Source organism: Undibacterium pigrum (assembly GCF_003201815.1).
Lineage (GTDB): Bacteria > Pseudomonadota > Gammaproteobacteria > Burkholderiales > Burkholderiaceae_D > Undibacterium > Undibacterium pigrum.
Map to the genome: position 1 here is coordinate 294263 of NZ_QJKB01000007.1, position 23738 is coordinate 318000.

The following is a 23738-nucleotide window of genomic DNA, read 5'->3' on the forward strand; positions in this document are numbered from 1 at the left end:
GGCAGCAGCAAAAACGTCAACAACCTCCAGCAAGGCGATACCGTCGTCAAAGCCGCACCCCCATTCAGCTTTGCCGACAACAAAACCCAGCTGACAGACCTGTCGACTAACCTGGCAGCCCAAACCGCCAATGGCAAAACCAGCATCCAGTTCAACGGCATGACCTTCCAGGGAGATGGCACCAGCGGCACCCAGATCTTCAACGTCAAGGGAGCAGACCTGCTGAACGTGACATACGCCAACTTCGTCAACCTCACACCGGGCCAGACCCTCATCATCAACGTCACTGGTGACAGTGGTATGCAAGGCGGTATGCCAGATGGCTTCAGGAACTACAACACCCTGTTCAACTTCAGCACAGCGAAGAAACTGACATTCACCAACGTCGCCCTGAACGCCAGCATCCTCGCGCCATTGGCAACAGTCAGTGGTGGCAGTGGTGTGATTGATGGCAATGTTGTGGTCAACAACTGGAACAGCAATGTCTACATCGCCAATAACCGTAGCTTCCAGGCGGCGGGCATGCCGACCAAACCAGCACAGTCACAATCCAGTGCCATGGGCATGTCGGTCGTCGCAGGGAATCCGTATGCGACCGCAGTGAGCCCGGTTACACCGGCTACGACGACGAACAGCAAAACCACAAGCTTGACTGCGACGCCTATGCAGGCGACTTCGGGGAGTAGTGCGATTGTGATTCCAGCGGCTAGTTCATCGTCATCAAGTACAGCGGCGAAGAACAGTACAAACACAATTGCAACCACAGCAGCAGTAACAGATGGTGATCTGGCGATGGCGGCTTTGCTGGATAGTTTGGGGAACTCGCTGGGGAGTGTTTTGCAGGCGCAGATGGATAGAGCGCTTAAGCAGATGAACTAAAGTAATATGGCAATGAAGAGCGTAAAATCTTATTTTTTGCCATGTTGATCTTGCTTGTTCTGCAGCGTCTTAATAAATCGAATTGCCTTCGATTTAATCTTGTTAAGGTTTGAAATGATAGATTTTGAAAAGATAAAATCTGAATTATGGAACGCTGAGGTTTATTTATATGTTACTGGACATGAAAGTGACGCGGCAGAGCTATTTGTACGGGTGCTAACACAAATCGATCCTAACTTCATTTTGCCCATATTGTGTGGAGGCGCAGTCACCTTAGGCAAATTAGACGCAATTATTTCGCGGCCAGGTCTTCGAGCGTTAACTCGAGAAATTGAATCTTGGGTCAATAACTATAAGAGAAACAGTTTCCCAATTTTTAGTTCTGTGTACATTTCCCCTGAAAAACGATATAGCGATTATTTTTTGCCGCATTTGAAATTATTGGAGGCCTTTGAGAGTGCAGGTGTTTTTCATGTCGAACATCTGAACATTGAACAGCATGAGTCGGTTGTCGTTAGTATAGTTGGCGACGAAGATGTGTTAAGTAGTGAAGAAATTATTAAGCTGCTTTATGTTGGTCAGGAAGTTGAATTCAACTTCCTAGGGGAGAACAGTTTGCGTCGTGGCAATATTCTGGGAATAGGTGAGTGGCATGAAGTGAGGCGATTTATTGCGCAAGTGGAAATTGAAGAAACTCATACTGGACATAGGTTTTTGGTTCCAACTTTTGCACTTTTACCTGCATCCTATAAGTCTGAAGCAGCGAACGAAAAACGTGTCAATTTCCAAGAAAATTTAATAGATGCAGGACATTTTGGGGAAATTACAAATGTGATTTTCTCTCAAGATGGCCGTTTTATTTTATCAAGCTCAACCGACGCTATGTTGAGGTACTGGGACGTTGAAACGGGAGTCTGCATACGATTATTTCAAGGGCATGTTGGAAGCATTACCTCTCTGGCCTTTTCCCAAGATGGACTCTATGCACTTTCTGGCTCTTCAGATGGCACGGCAAGATTTTGGGATATTTGTAGCGGTCAATGTTTGAAAGTGTTTGCTGATCACGCAGATGGTGTTGCGAGTCTGGATCTAAGCCCCGATGGTCGCTTTGCTATTTCTGTCGAATCTACTCTTTTGTATGTAAATCCGCCAGTTATACGCTTATGGGATACGCAAACAGGTATTTGTAAGTTCTCCTATGAAGGACATGAACGTCAGGTTATCGCGCTTAAGTTTCTTTCAGGTGGCAGAAGTTTTATTTCTGCTTCTGAAGATGAAAGCATACGTATATGGGACATTAACAGTGGTACATGCTTGAAAAAGATAGACGTCACTGACTCTTTTTTTAGTAAAAATCTGTCCAATAAAATGACGACGCAAATTGAAAATAGCATATATTGTTATGTTAAGGATCAGCGTGACGGACAATTTCTGGTGAGATCTTGGGACCTTGAAACAAATAGGGGAACTGCTTTTTTTAAAGGAAATTTCAAAAGAAATTTGCGAATGCCGGTTTGTATATATGATTCAAAAGTTATTGTTCGAGATAAGAATGCATCAACTGTCGAGATTTGGGATGCTCATGTAAAAGAGCGGGAACATATTTTGAAGGGGCATAGAGAATACGTTACTTGTGCAGCAATCAGTCCCAATAGAAAATTTCTCATCACAGGAGGAAAAGATCGACAATTAATTCTATGGAATTGCAAGAACGGTGGAATCGTAAAAGTTTATGGATATAGAGTGCCTGAAAATTATCCAGACGTTGTTCAATATATTGAACCAAAAAATGCGGGTGGCTTTGGAATTGATTGGGACTTGCATACAAAAACATTAGGATTGCGACCATTAAAACACTAATTTTTTTGCTGTGGCTGTCCTGTTCAACGTTCAGCTAAAACAAATCGCTTCATCCGATCTGCAAAATTTGTAAAAAACCAGAAAGGGGCCTTACATTCATGCATTTGTTGAGGGTACGATTGGCGACCTGGCCACATCTTTCATACTTGAACGGACATGCGATAGCTATTCGTGTCTGTGATGAAAAACCTCAGTTGTCCCGGTTTGGTAGCAGTGGACCTTTTGCCATGCAGCTTGTAGCTTTATCCGGTTGAGAGATGTTCATATTATCGCGTGCATCCCAGATTGCTTGTGTAATGATATTGACATTTCCCGTCCCGAGATCAACAGGGATTTTGCGAACAATTTCCCCCGATCGTAGCTGTATCTCTATTCCGATATCTTCCCGGCAGGTATACATGGGCTCACTCCAGGATGAGTGTTGTGAGCGAATGTCATGCGTTGCGACCAAATTCATCAGCCGCTGCAAGTTGGCCTCATTTAAATGTCCGGCAACGGGACTGTTTTCATCTGACCTGGAGCAAACTGTTCCATCGCCAGCAATCAGGAGATCTGAAGAATGGAAGAAGCCAATAGAGAAAAGCCTTAGCGCAGAGATGTTATCGCCATTCGCTAACCAGTTACGGACTTGAGGCTCTGTATTCCATTTATCTCTGAAGGCAACCAATGAATAGGCCACTATCAGGCAGATGACGAAGCAGGCAAGAATAAAGAAGGCAAGAGAAACCTGCTCTTCATTGTCTTGTTTTTCAAAGTAGGTATCATGCCTTGAGAGGGTTTGCCTGAGCGTGATCATTATGATGGCTGGTCGTGATTTAGTAGGGAATTGCCAATGATATTATCGTGCTATCTATACAATGTCTATCGAAGTTCATTCGCAGGAGATGAAGACATGGCGACAATTGCACTGTTAAAGAATGTTTGAATGTGAGACTCTATTTTTTTATGTGTTGAAATCAAAGTTGAGTTCAAAAAACGCTAAGGCGCGCGAATTGCTGTCGCTTAAATTAAGATGCGTGAGTTGCATGGTATGGTCTTGATCTTGGTTGGAATCAGCACTATTTATTCACTTGTCCTCATCACCAAATAATTGCTTACTACCCTTTTGAGAGGCTTGCAAGGCAGCAAAGCTGTGCTGGCGTACCAGACTTTCATAATTCCTGATGACGTTTTCTGCTGTGCTTGCACCTGTGTGTATCTGCGTGATCGCCAATGTGAGAGCTGCTGCGTCATACAGGGCAGAATTGGCACCAAGGCCGCTGGCGGGGCTCATGGCGTGGCTGGCATCACCCAGGGCGGTGATGTGTTGGGTTTGCCAGACCGGCATGGTGGTGGCCGTTTTGACTGGCAGCAGGGCCAGTGCTTCTGCCGGGGTCAGGTGGAAAAGCGCCTGGAGGCCGCTTGCCCAGCTTGTGCTGGTTTGGTTGAGGCAGGCGCGTATGGTTTGGGTGGTGGCAGGTAGGGCCTGATCATCTTGTAGACCAAAGCTGGTGCGTTTTCCTATCAGGGCCCAGTAGATATAGTCGTTGGCGTGACTGATGGCGTCGAACACTTTAATGTCATCGCGAAATAGCATGGTGTCGATGACTGCTGCCATTTCGTGGGCGAAGATAATGGTGGTGCCGGTTTGTAATTGCGCAGCCACTTGCTCGCGTACTTCGTCGCTGTAAGCGGTTTTTCCATAGATGCAGATGCTGCCAGTGTCTTGTGGTGCAAGTTCAGGAAAGCATAGCTCACGCACACGTGAATGTACGCCGTCGGCAGCGACGAGTATATCGGCCAGACTGCTGCTGCCATCTGCAAAACGGGCGAGGATTTTACCGTCTGCCTGCTCGGCATAATCAATCAGTTTTTTATTGAAGTGCACATGTCCTTGTATGCCGCTTAGCAAGACTTCGCGCATGCTGAGGCGGTTGGCTTTGAGGTCTGGCATTGTTTCTGCCCCGGCTTTGTCATGTTGCCAGTCTTTGACCCATTTGTCTGTCAGTGTCTCAAGTTGTGGATTGAGTGTGTTGACCTGCTCTGACGGCAGGGCACAGCTGCGCTGGAATAAGTCATATAGCGCAGCGGGCAGGCAGGCGGTGAGGGCGGTCTGGCCATGCTGGTCTATGCGCAGGCGGTAACCCTGGCTGCGGCTGTCGGGTGCCTGGTCTTTTTCATGGACTTCGAAGCTGATGCCATTTTTTTTCAGGCCTTGCGCCAGGCAGAGGCCGCCTAAGCCTGCGCCTATGATGCATATTTGCAGTGGGGTATTCATTGTCTTCCTTGTCTGTTTTCTATGCAGATCATTATTGGACAAAAGCAGCAATGCCTGATAACGTTGTTTCGACAATAAATACTGAATTCTTGCCATGAATTTGCAATCTTCCACTGACTATAGCGACTGGCTTGATGGCCCGGCCCTGATTGCCTTGCGTTCTGAAAAGAGGGGAAAACTCGGTGAGGCTGACATTGTCGCCAATACTGATAAAGACAATCAGTTTTTACTGGGGACGCGGGACTATGACTGGCACAGCCATGCACGCGGACAGGTGTTTTGTGTAGAAAGTGGCCTGGTGCATGTGCGTACCCGTCATGGTTCGTGGATGCTGCTACCTCACAGGGCGGGTTGGATACCGCCTGGGCATCTGCACAGCGTGAGTATGAGCGGTGCCATGAGTGGCTGGAGTGTCTTGCTGACTGCCGCAGCGAGTGCGGATTTGCCTGCGCACCCCTGTGTTGTCGGGGTCAATGAGCTGATGCGTGCGCTGGTGGTGCGGGCTGCTAGCTGGTCAGCGGTGGAGGTGTTGGGCAGGGAGCAAAATGCAGTCCTGGCGGTGTTGCTGGATGAGTTACGTCAGGCACCGCATGAGGCTTTGCATTTGCCCATGCCTGCCAGCCCGCGTTTGCGCGAGCTGGCAGCGATGATAATGGCACAACCGGGTGCCAGCCTGAGCCTGCCTGAGATGGCCAGCATGGCTTGCATGTCTGTGCGCACCTTAAGCCGCCAGTTTCAGGAAGAGACGGGCATCAGCATAGGACAGTGGCGTCAGCAAGCGCAGCTTTTGCATGCACTGGAACAACTGGCCGCAGGCGAGGCGGTGGCGGTGGTTGCTGATGCCCTGGGTTATGCGACGCCTAGTAATTTTATTGCGATGTTCCGGCGTTATTTTGGACAATCACCGGGGCGGTATTTTAAGCAAGACAAATAGCAGGGCAAATAACGGAGCACATAACAGCGCGTTGAACTTCCGTTTTACAGTGCCCTTAGTTCATCAAGGACTGGCAGGGTAAAGAAGAATTCACTACCCTGACCGATGACACTGGTAAAACCTATTTGCCCGCCATGATGTTCTATGATGGCCTTGGAAATACTCAGGCCCAGGCCGGTGCCGCTTTTTTTGTGGAAGTCGGAAGAAATTGCCTGGGCAAATTTTTGGAAGATGCGTTCACGGAATTCATCTGCGATGCCTATGCCCTGGTCGATGATGGCGACACGTAATTGTCCGGTTTGTGAAGTCAGCAGCACATCGACAGTCGCGCCCTGTGGAGAAAATTTGGCGGCATTGGAGAGCAGGTTGATGAGGACCTGGGTGATGCGGTCTGTGTCTATCCTGACGACGTCAGCATCTTCTCCTGCAATTTCTGTTTGCAGCCTGAGGCTGACCTTGTGTTGCTCTGCGTAGGAGGCCGTGGCGGCGATGGCTTGTTCCAGCACAGGGATCAAATGTACCTGGGCGAAGTTGAATTCCATCTTGCCTGATTCTATTTTTTCTACGTCGAGGATGTCATTGATCATCCTGACCAGGCGCTGGCAATTCTTGGTGGCGATGTCGAGGATTTTTTCTGCACTCTCCGGCATTTTTCCTAGCGCACCACCCATCAGCAAACCAAGTGCGCCGCGTATTGAGGTCAGCGGGGTACGCAATTCATGGGAGACGGTGGAAATGAATTCATTCTTCATGACTTCGACTTTTTTGCGCTCTGTGATGTCGTAGGCGATATTGAGGAAACCGGATATCTCTCCCTTGTCATCTTTCAGGGCTGTGACCGAGAGCATGACGGGCAGGTGGCTGCCGTCCTTGCGTTTATATGTCCATTCACTTTCATCTGCCATGCCCTGCAGCGCCCGCAGGGCAAATACGGCAAACCCGGCGCTGACCTGGATATCAAATTCCTGGCTGAGTTTTGCGGCACGGCTGGTCAGTTCTGCCGTGTCGTGCAGGCAGACGGGTGTTTGCAGGCCTATCATTTCTGCGGCAGAGTAACCCAGCATGAGTTCTGCACCCTTGCTCCATACCTGTATCAAACCCGAGGTGTCAGTGGCGATGATGGAGAAGTTGGCGCTGTCGAGTATGGCGTTTTGTAAGGCTGTGGTCTCGGCCAGCTGGGCATTGAGGGCGAGTATGGATTCTTCTGATTTTTTGCGCTGGCTGATATCGGTGCCGACGGTGCAGACACCGTAAATTTCACCTGATTCATTGCGCAAGGGTGTGAGCATGAGGATGTGGGTGGTGTCGACGCCACCTGCCGTGACGGCAATTTCTGTGCGTAGTGTCGTCCCAGTGCGGATGACTTCATCCGACATGCGCATATATTGTTCGGCTTTGTCCCTGGAGAAGAGGTAGAAGACGCTGGTACCTATCAGGCTGGGGATATTGGCAGGCTTGAAGAGCCTGTCATATTCTTTGTTGGCATAGAGATAGTTACCATTCTTGTCGCGCAGGCAGACGGCTGATGCGGTACTGTCCATGACAGCCTGCAGCAACATGAGGTTTTCATACTGGGCGGTTTCATCCCGCTTGCGCTGGGTGATATCTGTGCCTACGCCGCAGGCACCAAAGACTTCACCATCGGCATTGATGAGCGGGGAGCGCACGACCAGATAGGTATGCAGGCCGTCTTTTTGCTGCACCATGGCTTCTGTGCGCAAGGCAGTCTTGGTAGCGATGACGGTTTGTTCGGCACTGCGGTATTTTCTGGCCAGATCCGGCGGGAAGACATCTTCTATGGTCTGGCCTATCAGATTCTCGCGCTTGATCTGGAAGACGGTTTCGTATTCCTTGTTGATATAGAGATAGCGGCCATCGAGATCGCGCACATGGATATAGGATTCAGTGCCTTCCATGACGGTTTGCAAGAGCAAGCCGCTGCGTATGAGCTCTTCTTTACTGGCTTGCAGTTCCAGCGTGCGCTGTCTGACTTTATGTTCTATATGAAAGGCATTGCCACTGACCACCAGCAAATACACACTGATGAGGCTGGTAAAGATCAGCCCGCCTATCAGGGTTGCCCAGGCTGACCAGGAGTGATGCAAATGCCAGTAGACGGGCGAGGGCTGGGCCAGGAATTCAAATTGATGGTCGCCAAACAGAATAACACTACGAAACTCTGCAGCTGTTGGCTGCCGACCCAAGGTATTGTAAACGTCGGCCTTGTCAGCCGCGCTATTCAGGTCACGCAAACGGAACAAAACCTGGCTGCGCGCATCTTCAGAAAAAACATGCCTGACCAGTTCATCGACCTGCAGCACGCAGAGGACGACGCCACGAAAGGCGGTGCGCCTTTCTTCGACTGTGGATACGGGGCTGTTACGCTTGTAGACAGGGGCAAAAATCAGGCTGCCGGTGGCATTTTTTGCTCTGTCGGTTCTGATGATGCGTAGAGGTGAGGTGGTGCTGAGCTTGCCTGTGTCACGTGCCCTTTCTATGGAGTCTCTTCTGCCAGGATCTGAATAAAGATCAAACCCCAGGGCTGCCTGGTTGCCTATATAGGGTTCGACGAACTCAATGGGTATATAAAACTCACGTTCTGCTGCGGGAGCAAAGAGATTATTGTCTGCACGCTGCTTGATGCTGAAATCGGCATGACCTTCCGCCTTGAGCCTGGCTTCATAAGCTGGCCGCTCTTTCAGCATGACCAGCGGGGCCCAGTCAACTGCGATGATGGTTTGTTCCCTTTGCAGGGTAGGGCTGACAAAGGTATTGAAGTCTGCCCGCGAAATACGTTCTGTGCTGGCAAAGAATCGTTCCATATTGCGCAGCAGCTCGCTCTGGAAGTCGAATCTTTGCTGTATGGCTTGTGTCATGTGGATGGCTTCGGCTGCAAACTCTTGCCTTTGGCGCTCCAGCTCCGACCCGCGTACGTAGAGAAAGACGGAGACGACGACTGACAAAGTCAGCAACAAAGGAAGCCCGACATTCAGGCGACGTGACTTCCAGATGGTGCGGGGATGGCCCATCAGTATCATGATCAGCGGCGCGACGATGAGAACGCCGAGGATGTCGCCTATCCACCAGGTGAACCAGTTGCCGAACATGTCAGTTGCTGGCAGCAGGCCGAGGGTGAACAGGGAAAAGATACCAACACTGGCATTGACGAGGCAGCCTGCCGGGCCTGCCAGCAGCAGGAAGAGGGCGACATGACGTTCATCATCAAGTGCAGCGGGATAGCCAACAAAGCGTTTGAGCAGATAGACGCTGCTCATGGCTTGCAACGTGGCCCCTGTAGCAACCAGCAGCGCCAGCGCGACATTGGTGGTGTTGAATTGCCCCTGGCTTTCCCAGCCTATCCACAGATTGAAAATACATGAGCCAATCGCTACGCCAGGCAGGAGGCGGTAGCCACCTGTCAGGACGGCGGTGACAGCAATACCTGCCGGCGGAAAGACGGCAATGGCATAACCGGGGGGAATCGCCAGCAACAAGGCAATACGTCCAAACAGAATATAGACGAAGGCCAGCAGCAGATTCCTCAATACCAGGGATAAGACATTGTTCAAGGACGATACGGGCAAGATATCTGGCTCCCTAGAATGAACACCTTATAGCGAAAAATTTGCTTTGAATAATTATATGACTGAAAGCAAGCCATTGTGATTTTATTCATCATGAGGGTTGTAATTTGACGGCTGCCTCAGGTGGTATTTTTTTTATATTTTGTTCGGGTGAATTTCAAAGAAACAAAGACTTAAGAAAAATTGCACTGATTAAATAATCAGTATATAGTCTTGTTCAGGGCGAGTTGCGTCCTGTTGCTTTGCTGTAGTATCCCTCAGATAAAAACCACAAGCCCCGCTTTGAAAGAAGTGGGGTTTTTGATTTTTAAGTACTTGTTTTTATTGGTTATTTTAATTTTTAAAGACGCGAATCTGGTTTGTTTTTGCGCTGTTGCTTTCTGGCTGTGATACTTGCAATGAATGGATAAGAAAAATTTGCACTGATTAAATAATCAGTGTATAGTGTTGTTCAGGGCGAGCTGCGCCCTGTTGCTTTGCCGTAGTATCCCTCAGATAAAAACCACAAACCCTGCTTTGTAAAAAGTGGGGTTTTTGGTTTTGAGGCTATGGATTTTTCTTAAACTTTTGCGCCATGTTTTTCGGGAGTTTTCCTGTGAATACTGGAGCTTAAGAAAAATTTGCACTGATTATTTAATCAGTGTATAGTTCTGTTCAGGGCGATTTGCGTCCTGAAGAATTTGATTTGTTAGATTTGATCTGGCCCCGCTACTGTAAAGCAGCGGGGCTTTTTTTTTTCTGCGTTTTGTTCACGAATTTTGTTGACGATTGCAGAAAATTGACAGAATCGCGCCACACAATTTGTTCGTGCTGGCGCACATGCTTTTACCTGTTTGTGATTGCAAGCGTATCACCCTATCACATAGTGCTGACCATACTGAACGCGAAGCAGCAGACAGGTAAATCTTTTTGGGCGTTGACGGGAATCGTGGGAATGTGCGCCTGCAATTGCGGCCTATGCAGTCTAGGCGGCCCGTGCAGTTGCGCTGCCCATGATTCCCGGGCGGGCCTATGCTGATAACCCTGGAGTCGGACAAGCCGCAAGGCATCCTGAAAATAAATGAGTGAAAGCAAAATTGTGAAGGCTGCTGTTGCATCTGAGATGGCGGCCAAGCCTGCTGCCAAGACACGCGGACGACCAAAGAAAGCAGTCAGTCTATCTACATTGACGGTCAGGGATGCGATTGCCAAAGCTGGCGAAGAACTGGGCGGTGCCTTGCGTCTGGCGCAATGGGCAAGGGAAGACCCGACCAATGAAAAAGCTTTTTGGACAGTGTTGTATCTGAAGATTTTACCCCTGCAAGTTAATGGGGCCGGAGAAAACGGTGAGCATCTGATCAGCGATATCGCCATCAAACTGGTCAAGCCGAATGCAGATTGAATGCGAGTTTCCTGAAAAGCTGGAATTTTTATTCCAGCCAGCGCGTTACAAAGTGGCGCGTGGTGGGCGCGGTAGTGGTAAGTCCTGGGGCTTTGCACGCGCCTTGCTGTTGCTGGGTGTGCAGAATGTGGAGCGGATTTTATGCGCACGCGAATTGCAGAAATCGATCAAGCAATCTGTGCATCAGCTCTTGCGTGACCAGATTGCAGCGCTAGGCTTGAGTCATTTCTACCAGGTATATGAATCAGAAATTCGCGGCATGAATGGCACGCGTTTTTATTTCAGCGGTTTGTCTGACCAGACGGCTGACAGTATCAAGTCTTTTGAAGGTTGCACCAAGGTGTGGATTGAAGAAGGCCAGAGTGTGTCGGACAGGTCATGGAGTATTTTGATACCGACAATACGCACAGCAGGCTCAGAAATCTGGGTGACTTATAACCCTGAACTGGAAACTGATCCTACCCATCAGCGTTTTGTTGCAAGACCACCGCATGACTGTGTCTCTATCTTGATGAACTGGCGCGATAACCCCTGGTTCCCTGAAGTGCTGGAAAGAGAAAGACAAACCTGCATGCAGCGCGAGCCTGAAGCTTATAAAAATATCTGGGATGGTGAATGCAAACCTGCAGTCAGTGGGGCGATTTATTACCACGAAGTTGCTGGCGCTCAGGGGAGGATTTGTCATGTGCCGTATGACCCTCTGCTGAAAGTGCATGTGGTGGTTGACCTGGGCTGGAATGATGCGATGGCGATCAGCCTGGTGCAAAGACAAAGTTCAGAATTGCGGGTGATTGAATATCTGGAAGACAGCCATCAGACGCTGGATTATTACTCGGCCTTGTTGAAGAAAAAAAATATGAACTGGGGGAAATTATTTTTGCCTCACGATGGTCGCAACAAGGACTTCAAAACCGGCAAGAGCGCAGAAGAAATCATGACAGCTCTGGGCTGGGATGTGGCGATCACTCCCAGCATGAGTGTGGAAGATGGCATACGCCTGACGCGCATGACATTTGGACGCTTGTGGTTTGACGCTGACAAAACTGCACGCCTGATTGAATGCGTGAAGCGTTATCGCCGTGTGATTAATCAAAGCACGAATGAAGCTGGCGCACCCTTGCATGATGAGTTCAGCCATGGTGCGGACAACCTGCGCTATATCTGCATCAATGCAGAGGCGATGTCGAACGAAGAATGGGGCGGCAAACTGACTTACCCTAAATTTACTTATGCATAGAGGATGGAATGGCTAAAGCTTTATCTCAAGACGAATTGAAAGCACTGGTGCAGACAGAAATGCGCCAGAGCCTGGGTTATTCATCTTCGCGTTTGTCGCAAGCCAGGCAAAAGGCGGAATATTATTATCTGGGTCTGGCGGTGGGTGATTTGTCACCACCAGAAGTGGATGGCCGTTCATCGGTAGTTTCTACCGATGTGCGTGACACCATAGAGTCTATGCTGCCGCAATTGATGGTGACGTTTTGCGGTGGTGATTCCATCGTGGAATTTGAGCCGCAAAACCCGGACGATGAAGCCAGGGCCAAGGCTGCGACTGAGTATATCAATTACCTGTTCTTTAAAAAGAACAATGGTCACAAGATCGCTTATGTGTGGATGAAGGACGCTTTGCTGCAGAAAAATGGCATCGTCAAAGTGTGGTGGGATACTCGCTTTGAAGAGGCGAAAGAAGAATACAAGGGGTTGAACCAGATAGAGCTGGCGCAAATTCTGGATGACCCGGAAATTGAGGTGATAGCCCAGCAGACTTATCCGGATGAGGATGATGCCAAACAGCGTGAGCAGGCGGTCGAACAGATCAACCAACAAATCAGTCAGCAAATGCAGCAGGCACCGCAAGCGAACGCTCAGCAACCCGGACAGCCGCCTGGCCAGCCAAGTATGCCGCCAGCTAATCCAGCTGTGCAACAGTTGCAAGCGCAGTTGCAGCAAATCCAGTCACAGCCACCTGAAATGTTTTATGACATTACTTGCAAGCGCGTAAAGACTGGCGGCAAGATACAGATCGACAATGTGCCACCTGAAGAATTTCTGATTGCGCGTAATGCCAAGGATATACAGACGGCCAAATTTGTCGGGCATAGAGTACAACGTACAGTGTCTGAGCTGAAATCCATGGGTTACAAGAATGTGGACAATATCAGTGGTGAAGACCAGGGCCAGGCAGTAAATCTGGAACGCATTGAGCGACTGAGCTGGAATGATGAAAACGCCTATTTGTCGGATGAAGTCACTAATGCTGATGAAAGCCAGCGCAAGATCTGGATCACGGAAGCGTATGTACGTTGTGATTTTGACGGCGATGGTATCAGTGAATTGCGCAAGGTGACAGTAGCCGGCAATGAGTTGCTTGACAATGAAGAGGTGGATTTCATCCCCTTTGTTGATATAACGCCTGTGCCATTGCCGCATACTTTCTTTGGACTGTCGATTGCCGACCTGGCGATGGAAAGCCAGAAAACCAAGACCAGCATCTTGCGCAGCCAGCTTGATAATCTTTATCTCAATGTTAATGGTCGCTATTACGCCGTTGAAGGTCAGGTGAATCTGGATGATTTGCTGACTTCACGGCCAGGTGGCGTGGTGCGTATCAAACAGCCTGGTGCAGTAGGACGACTTGACCAGGCGCAGGGCAATACAGGTGAGGCCATGGGTTTGCTGGAATATATTCAGCAAGACCTGGAAAACAAGACAGGCTGGACACGCTATAGCCAGGGCAATGACTCTGATGGCTTGAATCAGACTGCGCAGGGCATGAATATCATCACCAACAAGGCAGATATGCGACTGGATTTGATCTCGCGCAATTTTGCGGAAGGCTTCACTGAATTGTTCAAGCTGGTGTTGAAATTGATATGCCAGCATCAGGACAAGAAAGCGCAGGTCAGGTTATCAAATGGCTGGGTGGATATTGATCCGCGCGAATGGCGTAACCAGTTTGATGTAAGCATCAATGTCGGTATAGGTCTGGGTAACAAAGACCAGAAAGTAAATCATTTGATGGCCTTGCTGGCGCAACAGGAAAAGGTTTTTCCTTTGGGGATAGCGAACCCGCAAGGGATTTACCAATCCAGTTCTGAGCTGGCGCGTTTGCTGGGATTTAAGAACGGCGACAAGTTTTTTAGCGACCCTGCCAAAAATCCACCGGCTCCACCACCGCCACCTGATCCTGCACAAATGCAGATGCAGGCTGAGCAGCAAAAGACGCAGATGCAAATGCAGGCGAGTAAAGAAAAACACATGATGGACATGCAAATGCGGGAACGTGAATTGCAGCAGGAAGCCATGCTGCGTGAACGTGAACTGCAACTGGAAGCACAAAAACAGCAGGCGCAGTCGCAGAATGATATGCAGGAACGTCAGCATAAAGCACAACTGGATGCACAGCTTGCCCAGCAGCGCATGGAATTTGAACGCTGGAAAGCGCAGCTGGAAGCAGAAACCAGGATGATGGTTGCCCGTATTGCGGCAGAAGCGAAGATGCAACCACAAGCTCAACTGGATGCTTGCATGGATGGTTTGAATGCGGGATTGACAAATGAACTGACAGGAGGGAATGATGAGCACATTTGAACAACGCGTACATGCAGCCAGCCGCGCCAGGGAAGTGCTTGAGAATGAAGCCTATCAGCAGGCTTTTGCTGATATAGAAAACGAGGTTACGGAAAAATGGAAAAACTCACCAGCACGCGACGCCGAGGGGCGGGAAAAACTCTGGATGTATCTGGCCATGCTGAAGAAACTCAAAAGCCAGCTCGATACGACGCTGGAGACCGGCAAGCTGGCGCAACTGGAAGTGGAGCACAAGCAAGGTCTGATGCATCGTTTGAAGAATTGGTGAAGGCGGTACAGGATTTCAAGGCCTGGAAGGATTCGGTTGCCATGGCCTTTCATCCGCATCCCACGGTGGCGATGATACAAACAGCCAAGGGCTGGGTCAGGGTGGCATGTGGTGAAGCTGCTTATCAGCTTAATAGTGGTGAATTAGTAAAAGTCTAGTGGTGGTCCGGCACACTGGGTGGCTGCGATAGCGGCTTTTCTGCCGGATAAATCTTAACGCCGTGAGGCGCCGGGAATGGGTGGAAGTCCCATTCATTGATTGGAGATGGAATATGGATAATCAGGTAACTGAACCCACAAGTAGTGCTTTGAATGTCGATGGTGCAGCGCAAGCCATGGGCGCTTTTCTTGAACCGCAGGCACATGAAAAAAGTGTCCAGGCTCTGGAGAAGGAAGTTTTGGATGACTTGAACGGCCGGAGAGACAGGAATGATACTTTGTCTGCCGAGTCAGTCAATGAGGATGCAGAGCAGGACTTGTATGCCGGAGATGATGAGGCTGTCACCATTGTAGTAGATGGCAAGACTGTCAATTTATCCAAGGCAGAGTTGGCAGACGCCTATAAAAATGGCTTGCGTCAATCCGACTACACCAGAAAGACCATGGAAGTAGCTGAGCAGCGCAAGGCTGCCGAAGCTCAAATCCATAGAGCCAGCCAGGAGCGCCAGGAATATGCCAGCAATCTGCAAAAGATGGCCGCGCAAATCGAAGGCGCTTTGAACCAGCAACAGCAGATAGACTGGGAACATCTGCTGGACAATAACCCCGCTGAATATCTGAAACAGCAGCACCTCTATCAAAGGAGACAGGCCGCCTATCAGAAAAATGTTCAACAACAACAGCACCTGGCGCATATTGCCCAGGCAGAGCAGGCACACCATCTGGAGTCTGTGCTCCATACGCAGCAGGAAGAACTTCTTGCCAAGCTACCGGACTGGAAAGACAGCAGAAAGGCTGAAGCCGAAAGTAATGCCATTCGCCGCTATTTACTGGAACAAGGTTTTGAGCATCAACTGGTAGACAGCATTGCCGACCACAAGGCAGTTTTACTGGGGCGTAAAGCCATGCTGTACGACGCCATGATGTCTAAAGCCAATGCGGCAGCCAAACGTGTGACGAGCATACCGCAAAAGGTAGTCAGGCCGGGTGTGGGCGAATCGCCCGGTGGTGATGGTCGTCAGGCTGCCATGCAGCGTCTTGCCAAATCTGGCAGAGTTGAAGACGCAGCATCTCTTTTTGCAAAATTTATTTAAGGTCGCGAGACCCCGGAGAAATCTATGACAGCACCAAGCAATACTTATGTAACGACCAGCGCAATCGGTAACAAGGAAGATCTTAGCGATATCATTTACCGCATTTCCCCAACCACTACGCCTTTGATGAACATGGCTGCCAAGGCCAAGGCCAGCAACACGCTGCACGAATGGCAAACGCAGGATCTGGCCAGCGCAGTGACCACCAATGCGCAAGCTGAGGGTGACAATGCCACGGCCAAGAGCGTGACACCGACCGTGCGTTTGAGCAACCGTACCCAGATCGCATCGAAGACCGTCATCGTCTCTGGTACTCAACAAGCGATGAACCCGGCGGGCCGCAAGGATGAACTGGCTTACCAGTTGTCCATGGCTTCGCTGGAATTGAAACGTGATATGGAATCGGCCTTGTGTCAACTCGATGTTGCTGCAACTTCACCGCGCCAGGCACGTGGCCTGGTCGGTTGGGTGGTTGATAACGTCGATAATAATGCCGGTACTTTGGCATCCTATACCGGCAATACTGGCCGCACTGTCGGTACACCGCGCGCTTTTACTGAAGCACAGTTGAAGAATGTTTTGCAGAAATGCTATAGCGCGGGTGGCGAGCCGGACACCATCATGGTCGGCCCTGCGCAGAAACAGACTTTCTCTACATTTTCTGGTAACGCTACACGTTTCGATAAGTCGGAAGATGCGAAACTGTATGCGGCGATTGATGTGTATGTATCTGACTTTGGCTCCTTGAAGGTCGTGCCGAACCGTTTCCAGGCGGCGCGTGATGTGTTTGTCTTGCAGGCAGACAAGCTGGCACTGGCTTACCTGCGCCCGTTCAGCACCATCGAACTGGCAACGACAGGCGATGCAGTACAGCGCGAACTGGTGGTGGAATACACGCTGGAATGCCGTGCACCGAAGGCGCATGGTGCGATTTACGACGTCTTGTAATTTTTGATGTTCTAATAAGTAGGCATTAGTTTTTGATGGCTGCATGGAAAAAGCTGGCGGGTGTAAGCCCCGCCTTTTTCAATTGAATTAAAACGCTGTGAAGCGCAGGAGGTTTTATGAATGGTGGATATATCACCGTTTCGAGTCAGACCACCGGGGTGGCAATAGTCACTTCGGGTACGTCTGCATCTGCAACTATTCCCACAATGTCCAGCGGTGAATTACCGCGCTTTATCCGTATTGCTGCGACCGCGCCAGCTTGCGTGCGCCTTGGCAAATCATCTGCGACTGCTCTGAGTACCGATTTGCAGGTGCAGCCTGGTGACGCTGTCATTCTGAGTGTGAATGGCAATGACAGAATAGCCGCAATACAGGTGGCTGCTGCAGGCGTGGTGCAGGTTTCTCCGCTGGAGAATATGTAATGGCAGTTACGACCAATATCCACGTCGAAGGTGGTGATGTCACGTTTGAGCGGGTACAGGATTGCACAGCCATTGCTGAGCATACCCAGGCTCTGCATAAGGAAGGACGACATGGCTCAACTGACATGCGACATGCTGCATCTTTTCCCATGGTGATTGTGGAGAGATATCTGAATGACAAAGGTATCAGCTTCCAGGAATTCATGGCGGAAGCCGTACATGTAAAAAGCATGCTGGCTGACCCTGCACTGTCTGCTTTTCGTGTCTGGGGAGGCCGGGTATGAGCGCTATCACTGACTATGCAAGTTTACAAACAGCCGTGAGCAGCTGGTTGCATCGTACGGATCTGACACCGTTTATTGCCGATTTTATTGCTTTGGCTGAGGCAAAAATGTCATCGGACATCGTGGCACGACCCATGGATATACGTGGCAATTTGATGACAATAGCGGGTAATGCCTATGTGAATCTACCGCTTGATATGCTGGAAATGAGACGCCTTATCTTGCGTAGCGACCCGGTGACGGGGTTGCTTTACGCAACCCCGGATCAACTCAGTGCTGATCACGCAAGTGCAGCGACTGGCAAGCCAGTGGCATTTTCTGTCATTGGCCAGCAACTGCAATTGGCACCTATACCAGATGCAGCTTATCAACTGGAACTGACGTATCAGCAGCGCATACCCGCTTTAACAACTACCAATACGACGAACTGGCTGCTGGCAGCTTTCCCCAACGTGTATCTGTACGCTGCTTTATGTGCAGCGCAGCCGTTCATTATGAACGATGCGCGTATCCCGACTTTTGAAAAACTGTATCTGCAAAGTGTGGATGCCATCAATTCCATAGACTGGTATTCAGGTTCAACCATGCAAGTGAGGGCTAAATAATGGCATTGGAAACTGCAAGCTATATCAATGATCTGACAATCACGAATCCTACGGCATCTGATCCAAAATCCCAGGGCGATGACCACATCCGTATGCTGAAAACCGTATTGAAGGAATGCTTCGCTGGCTTTACTGGCGCGGTGATTATTACCGGTGCAGAAACAGGTACTGCGGCGGCACATATCCTGAACCCTGCTACTGCCTTGCTGGCTTACACTACGGGGCTGTTGCTGCTGTATCGGCCAGTAAATGTGGGAACGGGCGCTTTGACGGTGAATGTGTCTGGTCTGGGTGCGAAACCGGTCAAGACTTTGCTGGGCGCCGATCCTACTGCTGGCGATATCGTTGCCAACCAGCCATTGCTGTTGATGTATGACGGTACAAATTTTGTCATCGTCGCCGGGTCTGAGACTTTGCTGAAAACTGGCAATCAGACCATGACGGGTAATTTGACGATGGTCGGGAATCAGGTCGTCAATGGTGATTTGGCTGTATCTAATAATCTGGCGGTAGCAGGTAATCTAACGGGCCCTGCCATGCTGGCCAAGGGCAATGTTTCTGGCCAAACCTGGTCAGGAACGCAGGATTTTACTGCTGCAACAGTGACAGCCGCAACCAAAATAGCTGGTACTGCTACCAATGAAGTGGCAACCTGTGCCTTTGTAGTTGCTCAGGCTTTCTCTCCTGTTTTGCCCGGGCAAACCGGGAATGCGGGGAAAGTGCTGGCGACAGATGGCAGTAATGCGAGTTGGGTTAACAGTGGTCCACAAGTAGTGAATAAGACTGCGAATTACACGATTTTGACGACTGATATTGCAAAGGTAATTACATTAGCTGGCACAACTTCCGCTACCTTTATGACACCTGCTGCTGCAACTGCTGGCGCGGGATGGTACTGCTACATACACAATAATTGCAATGATACGGCTGCCGCAAGCAATCCTGTCACGCTGACTCTTGACGGTAATGCCGCTGAAACGATAGATGGTGTTTACACTTTAACAGAATATAGGAATGGTGCATTGTTAGTCATGACAGATGGCTCTAACTGGTCAACTTTGCGCTTGTCTGGAGGATTTGCGCGGTTTGTACAGACGGGAACATTTATCTGGCCAACTAAAGTAACTCATTGTTTTGTGGATGTAATTGGTGGCGGCGGTGGCGGCGGGAAATGCACTCCTGGGATGTCGGCGCTTAACGGAGCCGGCGGTGGTGGTCGTAGATTTGCGCTAGTGCCACCTTTGAGCGTAAATACAAGTACCACAACAACGGTAGGAGCTGGCGGAGTTGGGGCCACAAACACGGGTACTTCTGGAACGGCTGGCGGACAATCAAGTGTCCTACTAGTCAAGGCCGGTGGCGGAGCTGGCGGAGGCGCAGGCGGCGGCGGTGGTGGCATTGACAATGCGACAGGCGCAAATGGAGGGCTTCCAAATATTGCTACTGGGACGGGGATCACAATAGGTGCAACTAATGGCTATTCCAATAATATTGGATATGGGGGCGGTGGGGGCGGAGCAAATAATACTAATGGCGGCAATGCAGAATTTGGTGGTGGCGGTGGCGGAGGTGCAGGTAATGCAAACAATGGTTTTCCAGGCGGTTCATCGATAAATGGAGGCGGTGGCGGAGGAGGAGGTGGTGGGTATGCCAGCTCAACGGCTGGAACTGGCGGTGCCGGTGGGGCGAACAATAGTACCGTTGCAGGTGGTGGCGGAGTTGGTGGGGCAATTTCCCCGACAGCTGGAAATGCTGGAACATCACGTGACTTCGCTGCTGGCGATGGTGGTGGTGGTGGCGGATCAAACGGCGCTAATGGTGCAGCTGGTGGTGCGGGTGGAGTGCCTGGTGGTGGCGGTGGAAGTGGTGGGACTGGTTCTTCTACGATAGGTAATGGTGGTGATGGCGGTCGCGGTGAAGTCCGTGTTTTTTATAGGTGAAATATGAAAGTCCATATTGTAGAAAATGGCTTAGTCATCAATATGATCGAAGTTGAATCTGTTGAACGAGCCAGGTATCTATTTCCCAATTTGATTTGCATTGTAGATAGTAAGGCAACAATTGGTTTTGTATATGATGGTGAAAAATTAACTGAGCCGAAAACTTCTAAAGAAGATCAAAGAAAGTTGCTCTCTGACGAAATAATTTCTATTGAACGTGAAGATGGCTGCAATCGAAAGATAAGAGAACTGCTTCTTAAATTGAGTGACGCCAATGATTTTCCATATAAAAAATTAAAAGAAATAGACAATAAAATAGCCAAATTGCGCACACGATTGCAAGAAATTGGAGATTAGTTAAATTGATGTGTCGGCGTATGGCAAAGGTGGTAATGGTCTGGTTGTTGTTTACTGTTGGTGAATATGAAAAGTGCAGAAATTGAAAATAGCATCGTAGTCAATTTAGTGTCAGGTGTGGTGACTACTTACATCCCTTGTGATAATAGGGTTTCCATCGGTGATCATTTGGGATGGTAAGTCGTTTGCCAAGCTATTAATTGAAAAGGGAAAGCATGGAAACTAATTTTAATGGAGTTGGCGGAAATCCTACCAATCAGCGTTTGCAAATGAGTAAAGGTAGATCAGCAGATTGGTATACAGCGTTTGGACGAGTCGGGGATCAGGCGGGGATGGATTACTGGGACAAGGAAATCGCCAGTAAGGGAGAGGAGGAGGCACACCGCGCATTTTATAGTGCTGCATCCAAAGACATGCTGATGGGTAAGGGGATAGGTGCGGATAATTTGCAAAGCAATGCTGGCGCAAATACTGCCAGCAATTGGTATGCTCCCTTTGGCAAAGTAGGTGATCAGGCAGGTATTGATTACTGGAATAATGAGATAAAAAATAAAGGATATGATGTCTCTCATCATGCTTTTCAGATTGCGGCTGCTCAAAACGCGGTGAATGGTAAGGGAATCGGAAAAGGCGATCTGGAAAAAACGACGGTCAATACGCCTGTCAACAATCAAGTAACTGCGTCTGTGACGACACAAGGCAATTCACAAGCAGTCCAGCCAGCACAGCAGTCATTATCAAATGGCAAGCCACAGTCAAATGAACAATACATCAATTCAAATGGATCATGGATCAGAAACCCTGACTTTGACCCATTGGCTGAAGTACGCGGAAATGGCGGCTTCATGGCTGCTTATGCAAAGGATAATTCAATAGCCAACAAGATGGCTTATGCACAAAACGGCGTTGGTAACGCTGGCTATGATCCAGAATTTCTGCGTGCGACAAGACGCCAGATGGATTTAGCTGGTGGCATGGATAATTTCTTTGGAAACACGATGAATTCCACGCAAGAGCAATTGAATTTTCAAAATGCGCTACGGGGTATTACTGACGATCCATTTGCAGGTCAAAACTTGAGCGATGCATCAGTACAAGCAAGAGCGCAGCAATATATGCAAACTCACCCTGATTATGTTCCAGTCAATACCTATCGTGGAGAGGCGCCGCGCCTGCCTGGTGACATCAATCAGGACACGGGTTTAAAGACCATGAAGGGTGTCTCAAATCAAAATCCATGGATCACAAATAAAGGGTTCGTTCAGCAAATGCCCTGGCAACAACCGCAACAGCTGCAAAATCCATATCTGGCACCACAGCAAAGCGACCCGCATCCATATTTGCAGCCGTTCCAGCGAACAGACGCATATAACAAGGCAGTGAACGTAAACTGGGCGAGTGCTAATCAATCTGAGCAGGGTAACTGGGGCCAGCAGAGTATGCAAAATCCGTATGGCATGGGAAATACTTCGCAAAGTATGTATGGAAACCCAAACAATTTTCAAAATAACTTTCAACAGCGTGGCTTGCTTAATCAAGGACAACAAACTTCCACAAATACTCAAAATCGCTATGGATTGTTAAGCGCATATGGCACTCGTTAAAGTAGGGCAAGTGGGACAGTACGGCGTCAATAAAGACTTGTCACAGCATGAGTTGCCCGTCAATGCATGGACTGATGCCCGCAATATCCGTTTCCTTGATGGTTCTGCGTATCAATTTTATGGTCATGGTGAAGTCTATAATTTCCCAGTTGTGATTCCACAGTATGTATTTCCGGTAACTATATCGGGGAACCGTTACTGGTTGTATATGTCGGCTGGGAAATCTCACGCAGTTACTTATACCGCAGGGATAGTGACACACACGGACATAACGCATGCGACGGCCAGGTCTGGAGTGGTCAATCAATGGACGCATGCTCTATTGTCTGGTCTGCCAGTGGTGAATGTCGGCGATACTTCCAAAGTGCCAATGACTTGGGATTTGAATACTGCAAACAAATTTGTAGATCTGGTGAACTGGCCAGTGAATACTTATTGCAAGTCCTTACGGGCGTACAAAAATTTCCTTGTGGCCCTGAATGTTACCGTTTCTGGCGTCAATAAACCTTTTCTGGTGAAATGGTCTCATCCTGCAGATTCGGGGGCATTTCCATCGACGTGGGACTCGGCAGATCCTACCAAGGATGCTGGTGAAGCTGATCTTGCTGAGGCGATCAGTCCCATCGTGGATGGCTTGTCATTGCGAGATTCTTTCATCATCTATACTGAAAATTCTACGCACAGAATGGATTATGTTGGTGGCCAATCGGTATTCAGGTTCTCCAAGATCATGGGCATGTCAGGCATGTTAAACCGCAATTGTGCGGTAGAGTTTGACGGCTGGCACTTTGTCGTCACTGGCTCAGATGTTATCGTGCATGATGGGCAGTCTGCCACCTCTGTATTGGATAAGCAGACACGCAGATCATTTTTTCAAAACATTGATGTAACAAATCGGGGCCTGGTATTTTGCTTCAAGAATCCTTTCCTTAACGAGATTTATCTTGCTTACCCATCTATTGGAGCAAATTCGTGTGACAAGGCCATGGTGTATAACTTCGTAGATAAAACGGTGTCATTCCGGGATTTGCCAAGTGTCAACCATGCAAGTTACGGCTCGGTATCGACAGACTTAGGCGGAACATGGGCGCAAGATTCAGATTCTTGGGATTCCGATTTGACGTTTTGGAATGGACCCGACTATACCCCTGATTCTGCGCGCGTCCTCATGGCATCTAATGATATGAAACTGTACATGCTTGATGCCTCAGCAAGTTTTAATGGCGCTATACCTTCGGCATTTCTTGAGCGACGAGGGCTCTCGTTTGACACTGCTGAAAGTATCAAATGCATTAAGGGAATCAGGGCACGCATATCTGGAAACAACGGAAAAACCGTGATCATTAGTGTAGGTGGCGCTGACACACCTTATGTGGACCCGACCTATACAGATGTGACATACACCATAGGTTCAAGTGTCGCAACGGACCTGTTCGTCTCAGGTCGTTATATAGCCGTCAAATTTGCGACGGGGACAGCATTTCAATGGCGACTTGATTCTTTCGATTTCGATGTGGAAACAATGGGGGCGTGGTGAGAATATCTAATTTAGGCACCATTGCTTACGCCCCT

The 23738-nt window shown here is 49.2% G+C and carries 20 protein-coding genes; 17 read left to right on the forward strand and 3 right to left on the reverse strand.

What is annotated here, in order from left to right:
- Together DFR42_RS20320 and DFR42_RS20325 are read left to right on the forward strand one after the other, a co-directional pair.
- Nucleotides 1–879 (forward strand): choice-of-anchor A family protein (locus DFR42_RS20320; RefSeq protein ID WP_170133598.1); only part of this gene is annotated, 879 nt, incomplete at its 5' end.
- A gap of 114 nt (nucleotides 880–993) precedes the next feature.
- Nucleotides 994–2739, forward strand: coding sequence for a WD40 repeat domain-containing protein (locus DFR42_RS20325; RefSeq protein ID WP_110256857.1), 1746 nt, complete (start codon nucleotides 994–996; stop codon nucleotides 2737–2739).
- Nucleotides 2740–2929: 190 nt separating this feature from the next.
- Here the strand turns inward: DFR42_RS20325 and DFR42_RS20330 are convergent, their stop codons facing one another.
- A complete protein-coding gene (locus DFR42_RS20330; protein WP_110256858.1) occupies nucleotides 2930–3535 on the reverse strand; it encodes a hypothetical protein in 606 nt (201 codons plus the stop codon).
- Nucleotides 3536–3805: 270 nt separating this feature from the next.
- Nucleotides 3806–4996, reverse strand: a complete 1191-nt coding sequence (locus DFR42_RS20335) for an FAD-dependent oxidoreductase (protein WP_170133599.1) — start codon at nucleotides 4994–4996, stop codon at nucleotides 3806–3808.
- A gap of 94 nt (nucleotides 4997–5090) precedes the next feature.
- Between DFR42_RS20335 and DFR42_RS20340 the strand changes: the two genes are divergently transcribed.
- Nucleotides 5091–5930, forward strand: coding sequence for an AraC family transcriptional regulator (locus DFR42_RS20340; RefSeq protein WP_110256860.1), 840 nt, complete (start codon nucleotides 5091–5093; stop codon nucleotides 5928–5930).
- 44 nt (nucleotides 5931–5974) lie between these two features.
- On the opposite strand, the gene DFR42_RS20345 is transcribed toward DFR42_RS20340, so the two are convergent.
- Nucleotides 5975–9514, reverse strand: coding sequence for a CHASE domain-containing protein (locus DFR42_RS20345; protein ID WP_110256861.1), 3540 nt, complete (start codon nucleotides 9512–9514; stop codon nucleotides 5975–5977).
- Nucleotides 9515–10574: 1060 nt separating this feature from the next.
- Here DFR42_RS20345 and DFR42_RS20350 point away from each other — a divergent pair.
- The 14 genes from DFR42_RS20350 to DFR42_RS20420 all read left to right on the forward strand — a co-directional run bounded on the left by DFR42_RS20350 (nucleotide 10575) and on the right by DFR42_RS20420 (nucleotide 23703).
- A complete protein-coding gene (locus DFR42_RS20350) occupies nucleotides 10575–10895 on the forward strand; it encodes a hypothetical protein (RefSeq protein ID WP_110256862.1) in 321 nt (106 codons plus the stop codon).
- A complete protein-coding gene (locus DFR42_RS20355) occupies nucleotides 10885–12132 on the forward strand; it encodes a PBSX family phage terminase large subunit (RefSeq protein ID WP_211324370.1) in 1248 nt (415 codons plus the stop codon). The genes DFR42_RS20350 and DFR42_RS20355 overlap by 11 nt, the downstream gene beginning before the upstream one ends.
- Nucleotides 12133–12140: 8 nt before the next feature.
- Complete coding sequence (locus tag DFR42_RS20360; RefSeq protein WP_110256863.1) at nucleotides 12141–14486, forward strand: portal protein; 2346 nt, start codon at nucleotides 12141–12143, stop codon at nucleotides 14484–14486.
- On the forward strand, nucleotides 14473–14754 hold the full coding sequence (locus DFR42_RS20365; RefSeq protein ID WP_110256864.1) for a hypothetical protein: 282 nt from the start codon (nucleotides 14473–14475) through the stop codon (nucleotides 14752–14754). The genes DFR42_RS20360 and DFR42_RS20365 overlap by 14 nt, the downstream gene beginning before the upstream one ends.
- The gene (locus DFR42_RS29295; protein WP_170133600.1) at nucleotides 14751–14912 is read left to right on the forward strand and encodes a hypothetical protein; all 162 of its coding nucleotides are present in this window, start codon (nucleotides 14751–14753) and stop codon (nucleotides 14910–14912) included. The genes DFR42_RS20365 and DFR42_RS29295 overlap by 4 nt, the downstream gene beginning before the upstream one ends.
- A 113-nt stretch (nucleotides 14913–15025) precedes the next feature.
- Nucleotides 15026–16006 carry a hypothetical protein gene (locus DFR42_RS20370; protein WP_211324371.1) on the forward strand — a complete coding sequence of 327 codons (981 nt, stop codon included), beginning with the start codon at nucleotides 15026–15028 and terminating at the stop codon, nucleotides 16004–16006.
- Nucleotides 16007–16030: 24 nt separating this feature from the next.
- On the forward strand, nucleotides 16031–16954 hold the full coding sequence (locus tag DFR42_RS20375) for a DUF5309 domain-containing protein (RefSeq protein WP_110256865.1): 924 nt from the start codon (nucleotides 16031–16033) through the stop codon (nucleotides 16952–16954).
- 116 nt (nucleotides 16955–17070) lie between these two features.
- On the forward strand, nucleotides 17071–17376 hold the full coding sequence (locus DFR42_RS20380; RefSeq protein ID WP_146218921.1) for a hypothetical protein: 306 nt from the start codon (nucleotides 17071–17073) through the stop codon (nucleotides 17374–17376).
- Nucleotides 17376–17660, forward strand: a complete 285-nt coding sequence (locus DFR42_RS20385; protein ID WP_110256867.1) for a hypothetical protein — start codon at nucleotides 17376–17378, stop codon at nucleotides 17658–17660. Before DFR42_RS20380 ends, DFR42_RS20385 begins: the two co-directional genes overlap by 1 nt.
- Nucleotides 17657–18265, forward strand: coding sequence for a phage adaptor protein (locus DFR42_RS20390; protein WP_110256868.1), 609 nt, complete (start codon nucleotides 17657–17659; stop codon nucleotides 18263–18265). Before DFR42_RS20385 ends, DFR42_RS20390 begins: the two co-directional genes overlap by 4 nt.
- Nucleotides 18265–20205: a hypothetical protein gene (locus tag DFR42_RS29300; protein WP_170133601.1), complete on the forward strand. Its 1941-nt coding sequence runs from the start codon at nucleotides 18265–18267 to the stop codon at nucleotides 20203–20205. The genes DFR42_RS20390 and DFR42_RS29300 overlap by 1 nt, the downstream gene beginning before the upstream one ends.
- A gap of 3 nt (nucleotides 20206–20208) precedes the next feature.
- A complete protein-coding gene (locus DFR42_RS20410) occupies nucleotides 20209–20562 on the forward strand; it encodes a hypothetical protein (protein ID WP_110256871.1) in 354 nt (117 codons plus the stop codon).
- A gap of 215 nt (nucleotides 20563–20777) precedes the next feature.
- Nucleotides 20778–22166 carry a hypothetical protein gene (locus DFR42_RS20415; RefSeq protein ID WP_146218922.1) on the forward strand — a complete coding sequence of 463 codons (1389 nt, stop codon included), beginning with the start codon at nucleotides 20778–20780 and terminating at the stop codon, nucleotides 22164–22166.
- Nucleotides 22153–23703, forward strand: coding sequence for a hypothetical protein (locus DFR42_RS20420; RefSeq protein ID WP_110256873.1), 1551 nt, complete (start codon nucleotides 22153–22155; stop codon nucleotides 23701–23703). Before DFR42_RS20415 ends, DFR42_RS20420 begins: the two co-directional genes overlap by 14 nt.
- Nucleotides 23704–23738: the final 35 nt, after the last annotated feature.

What these genes read in the sequence shown, in the direction of transcription:
- DFR42_RS20350 (WP_110256862.1), top strand. Translation starts at nt 10,575, where the DNA reads ATGAGTGAAAGCAAAATTGTGAAGGCTGCTGTTGCATCTGAGATGGCG.
- DFR42_RS20410 (WP_110256871.1), top strand. Translation starts at nt 20,209, where the DNA reads ATGAAAGTCCATATTGTAGAAAATGGCTTAGTCATCAATATGATCGAA.
- DFR42_RS20335 (WP_170133599.1), bottom strand. Translation starts at nt 4,996, where the DNA reads ATGAATACCCCACTGCAAATATGCATCATAGGCGCAGGCTTAGGCGGC.
- DFR42_RS20365 (WP_110256864.1), top strand. Translation starts at nt 14,473, where the DNA reads ATGAGCACATTTGAACAACGCGTACATGCAGCCAGCCGCGCCAGGGAA.
- DFR42_RS20340 (WP_110256860.1), top strand. Translation starts at nt 5,091, where the DNA reads ATGAATTTGCAATCTTCCACTGACTATAGCGACTGGCTTGATGGCCCG.
- DFR42_RS20375 (WP_110256865.1), top strand. Translation starts at nt 16,031, where the DNA reads ATGACAGCACCAAGCAATACTTATGTAACGACCAGCGCAATCGGTAAC.
- DFR42_RS20380 (WP_146218921.1), top strand. Translation starts at nt 17,071, where the DNA reads ATGAATGGTGGATATATCACCGTTTCGAGTCAGACCACCGGGGTGGCA.
- DFR42_RS20390 (WP_110256868.1), top strand. Translation starts at nt 17,657, where the DNA reads ATGAGCGCTATCACTGACTATGCAAGTTTACAAACAGCCGTGAGCAGC.
- DFR42_RS20325 (WP_110256857.1), top strand. Translation starts at nt 994, where the DNA reads ATGATAGATTTTGAAAAGATAAAATCTGAATTATGGAACGCTGAGGTT.
- DFR42_RS20370 (WP_211324371.1), top strand. Translation starts at nt 15,026, where the DNA reads ATGGATAATCAGGTAACTGAACCCACAAGTAGTGCTTTGAATGTCGAT.
- DFR42_RS20355 (WP_211324370.1), top strand. Translation starts at nt 10,885, where the DNA reads ATGCAGATTGAATGCGAGTTTCCTGAAAAGCTGGAATTTTTATTCCAG.
- DFR42_RS20330 (WP_110256858.1), bottom strand. Translation starts at nt 3,535, where the DNA reads ATGATCACGCTCAGGCAAACCCTCTCAAGGCATGATACCTACTTTGAA.
- DFR42_RS20385 (WP_110256867.1), top strand. Translation starts at nt 17,376, where the DNA reads ATGGCAGTTACGACCAATATCCACGTCGAAGGTGGTGATGTCACGTTT.
- DFR42_RS29300 (WP_170133601.1), top strand. Translation starts at nt 18,265, where the DNA reads ATGGCATTGGAAACTGCAAGCTATATCAATGATCTGACAATCACGAAT.
- DFR42_RS20415 (WP_146218922.1), top strand. Translation starts at nt 20,778, where the DNA reads ATGGAAACTAATTTTAATGGAGTTGGCGGAAATCCTACCAATCAGCGT.
- DFR42_RS20360 (WP_110256863.1), top strand. Translation starts at nt 12,141, where the DNA reads ATGGCTAAAGCTTTATCTCAAGACGAATTGAAAGCACTGGTGCAGACA.
- DFR42_RS20420 (WP_110256873.1), top strand. Translation starts at nt 22,153, where the DNA reads ATGGCACTCGTTAAAGTAGGGCAAGTGGGACAGTACGGCGTCAATAAA.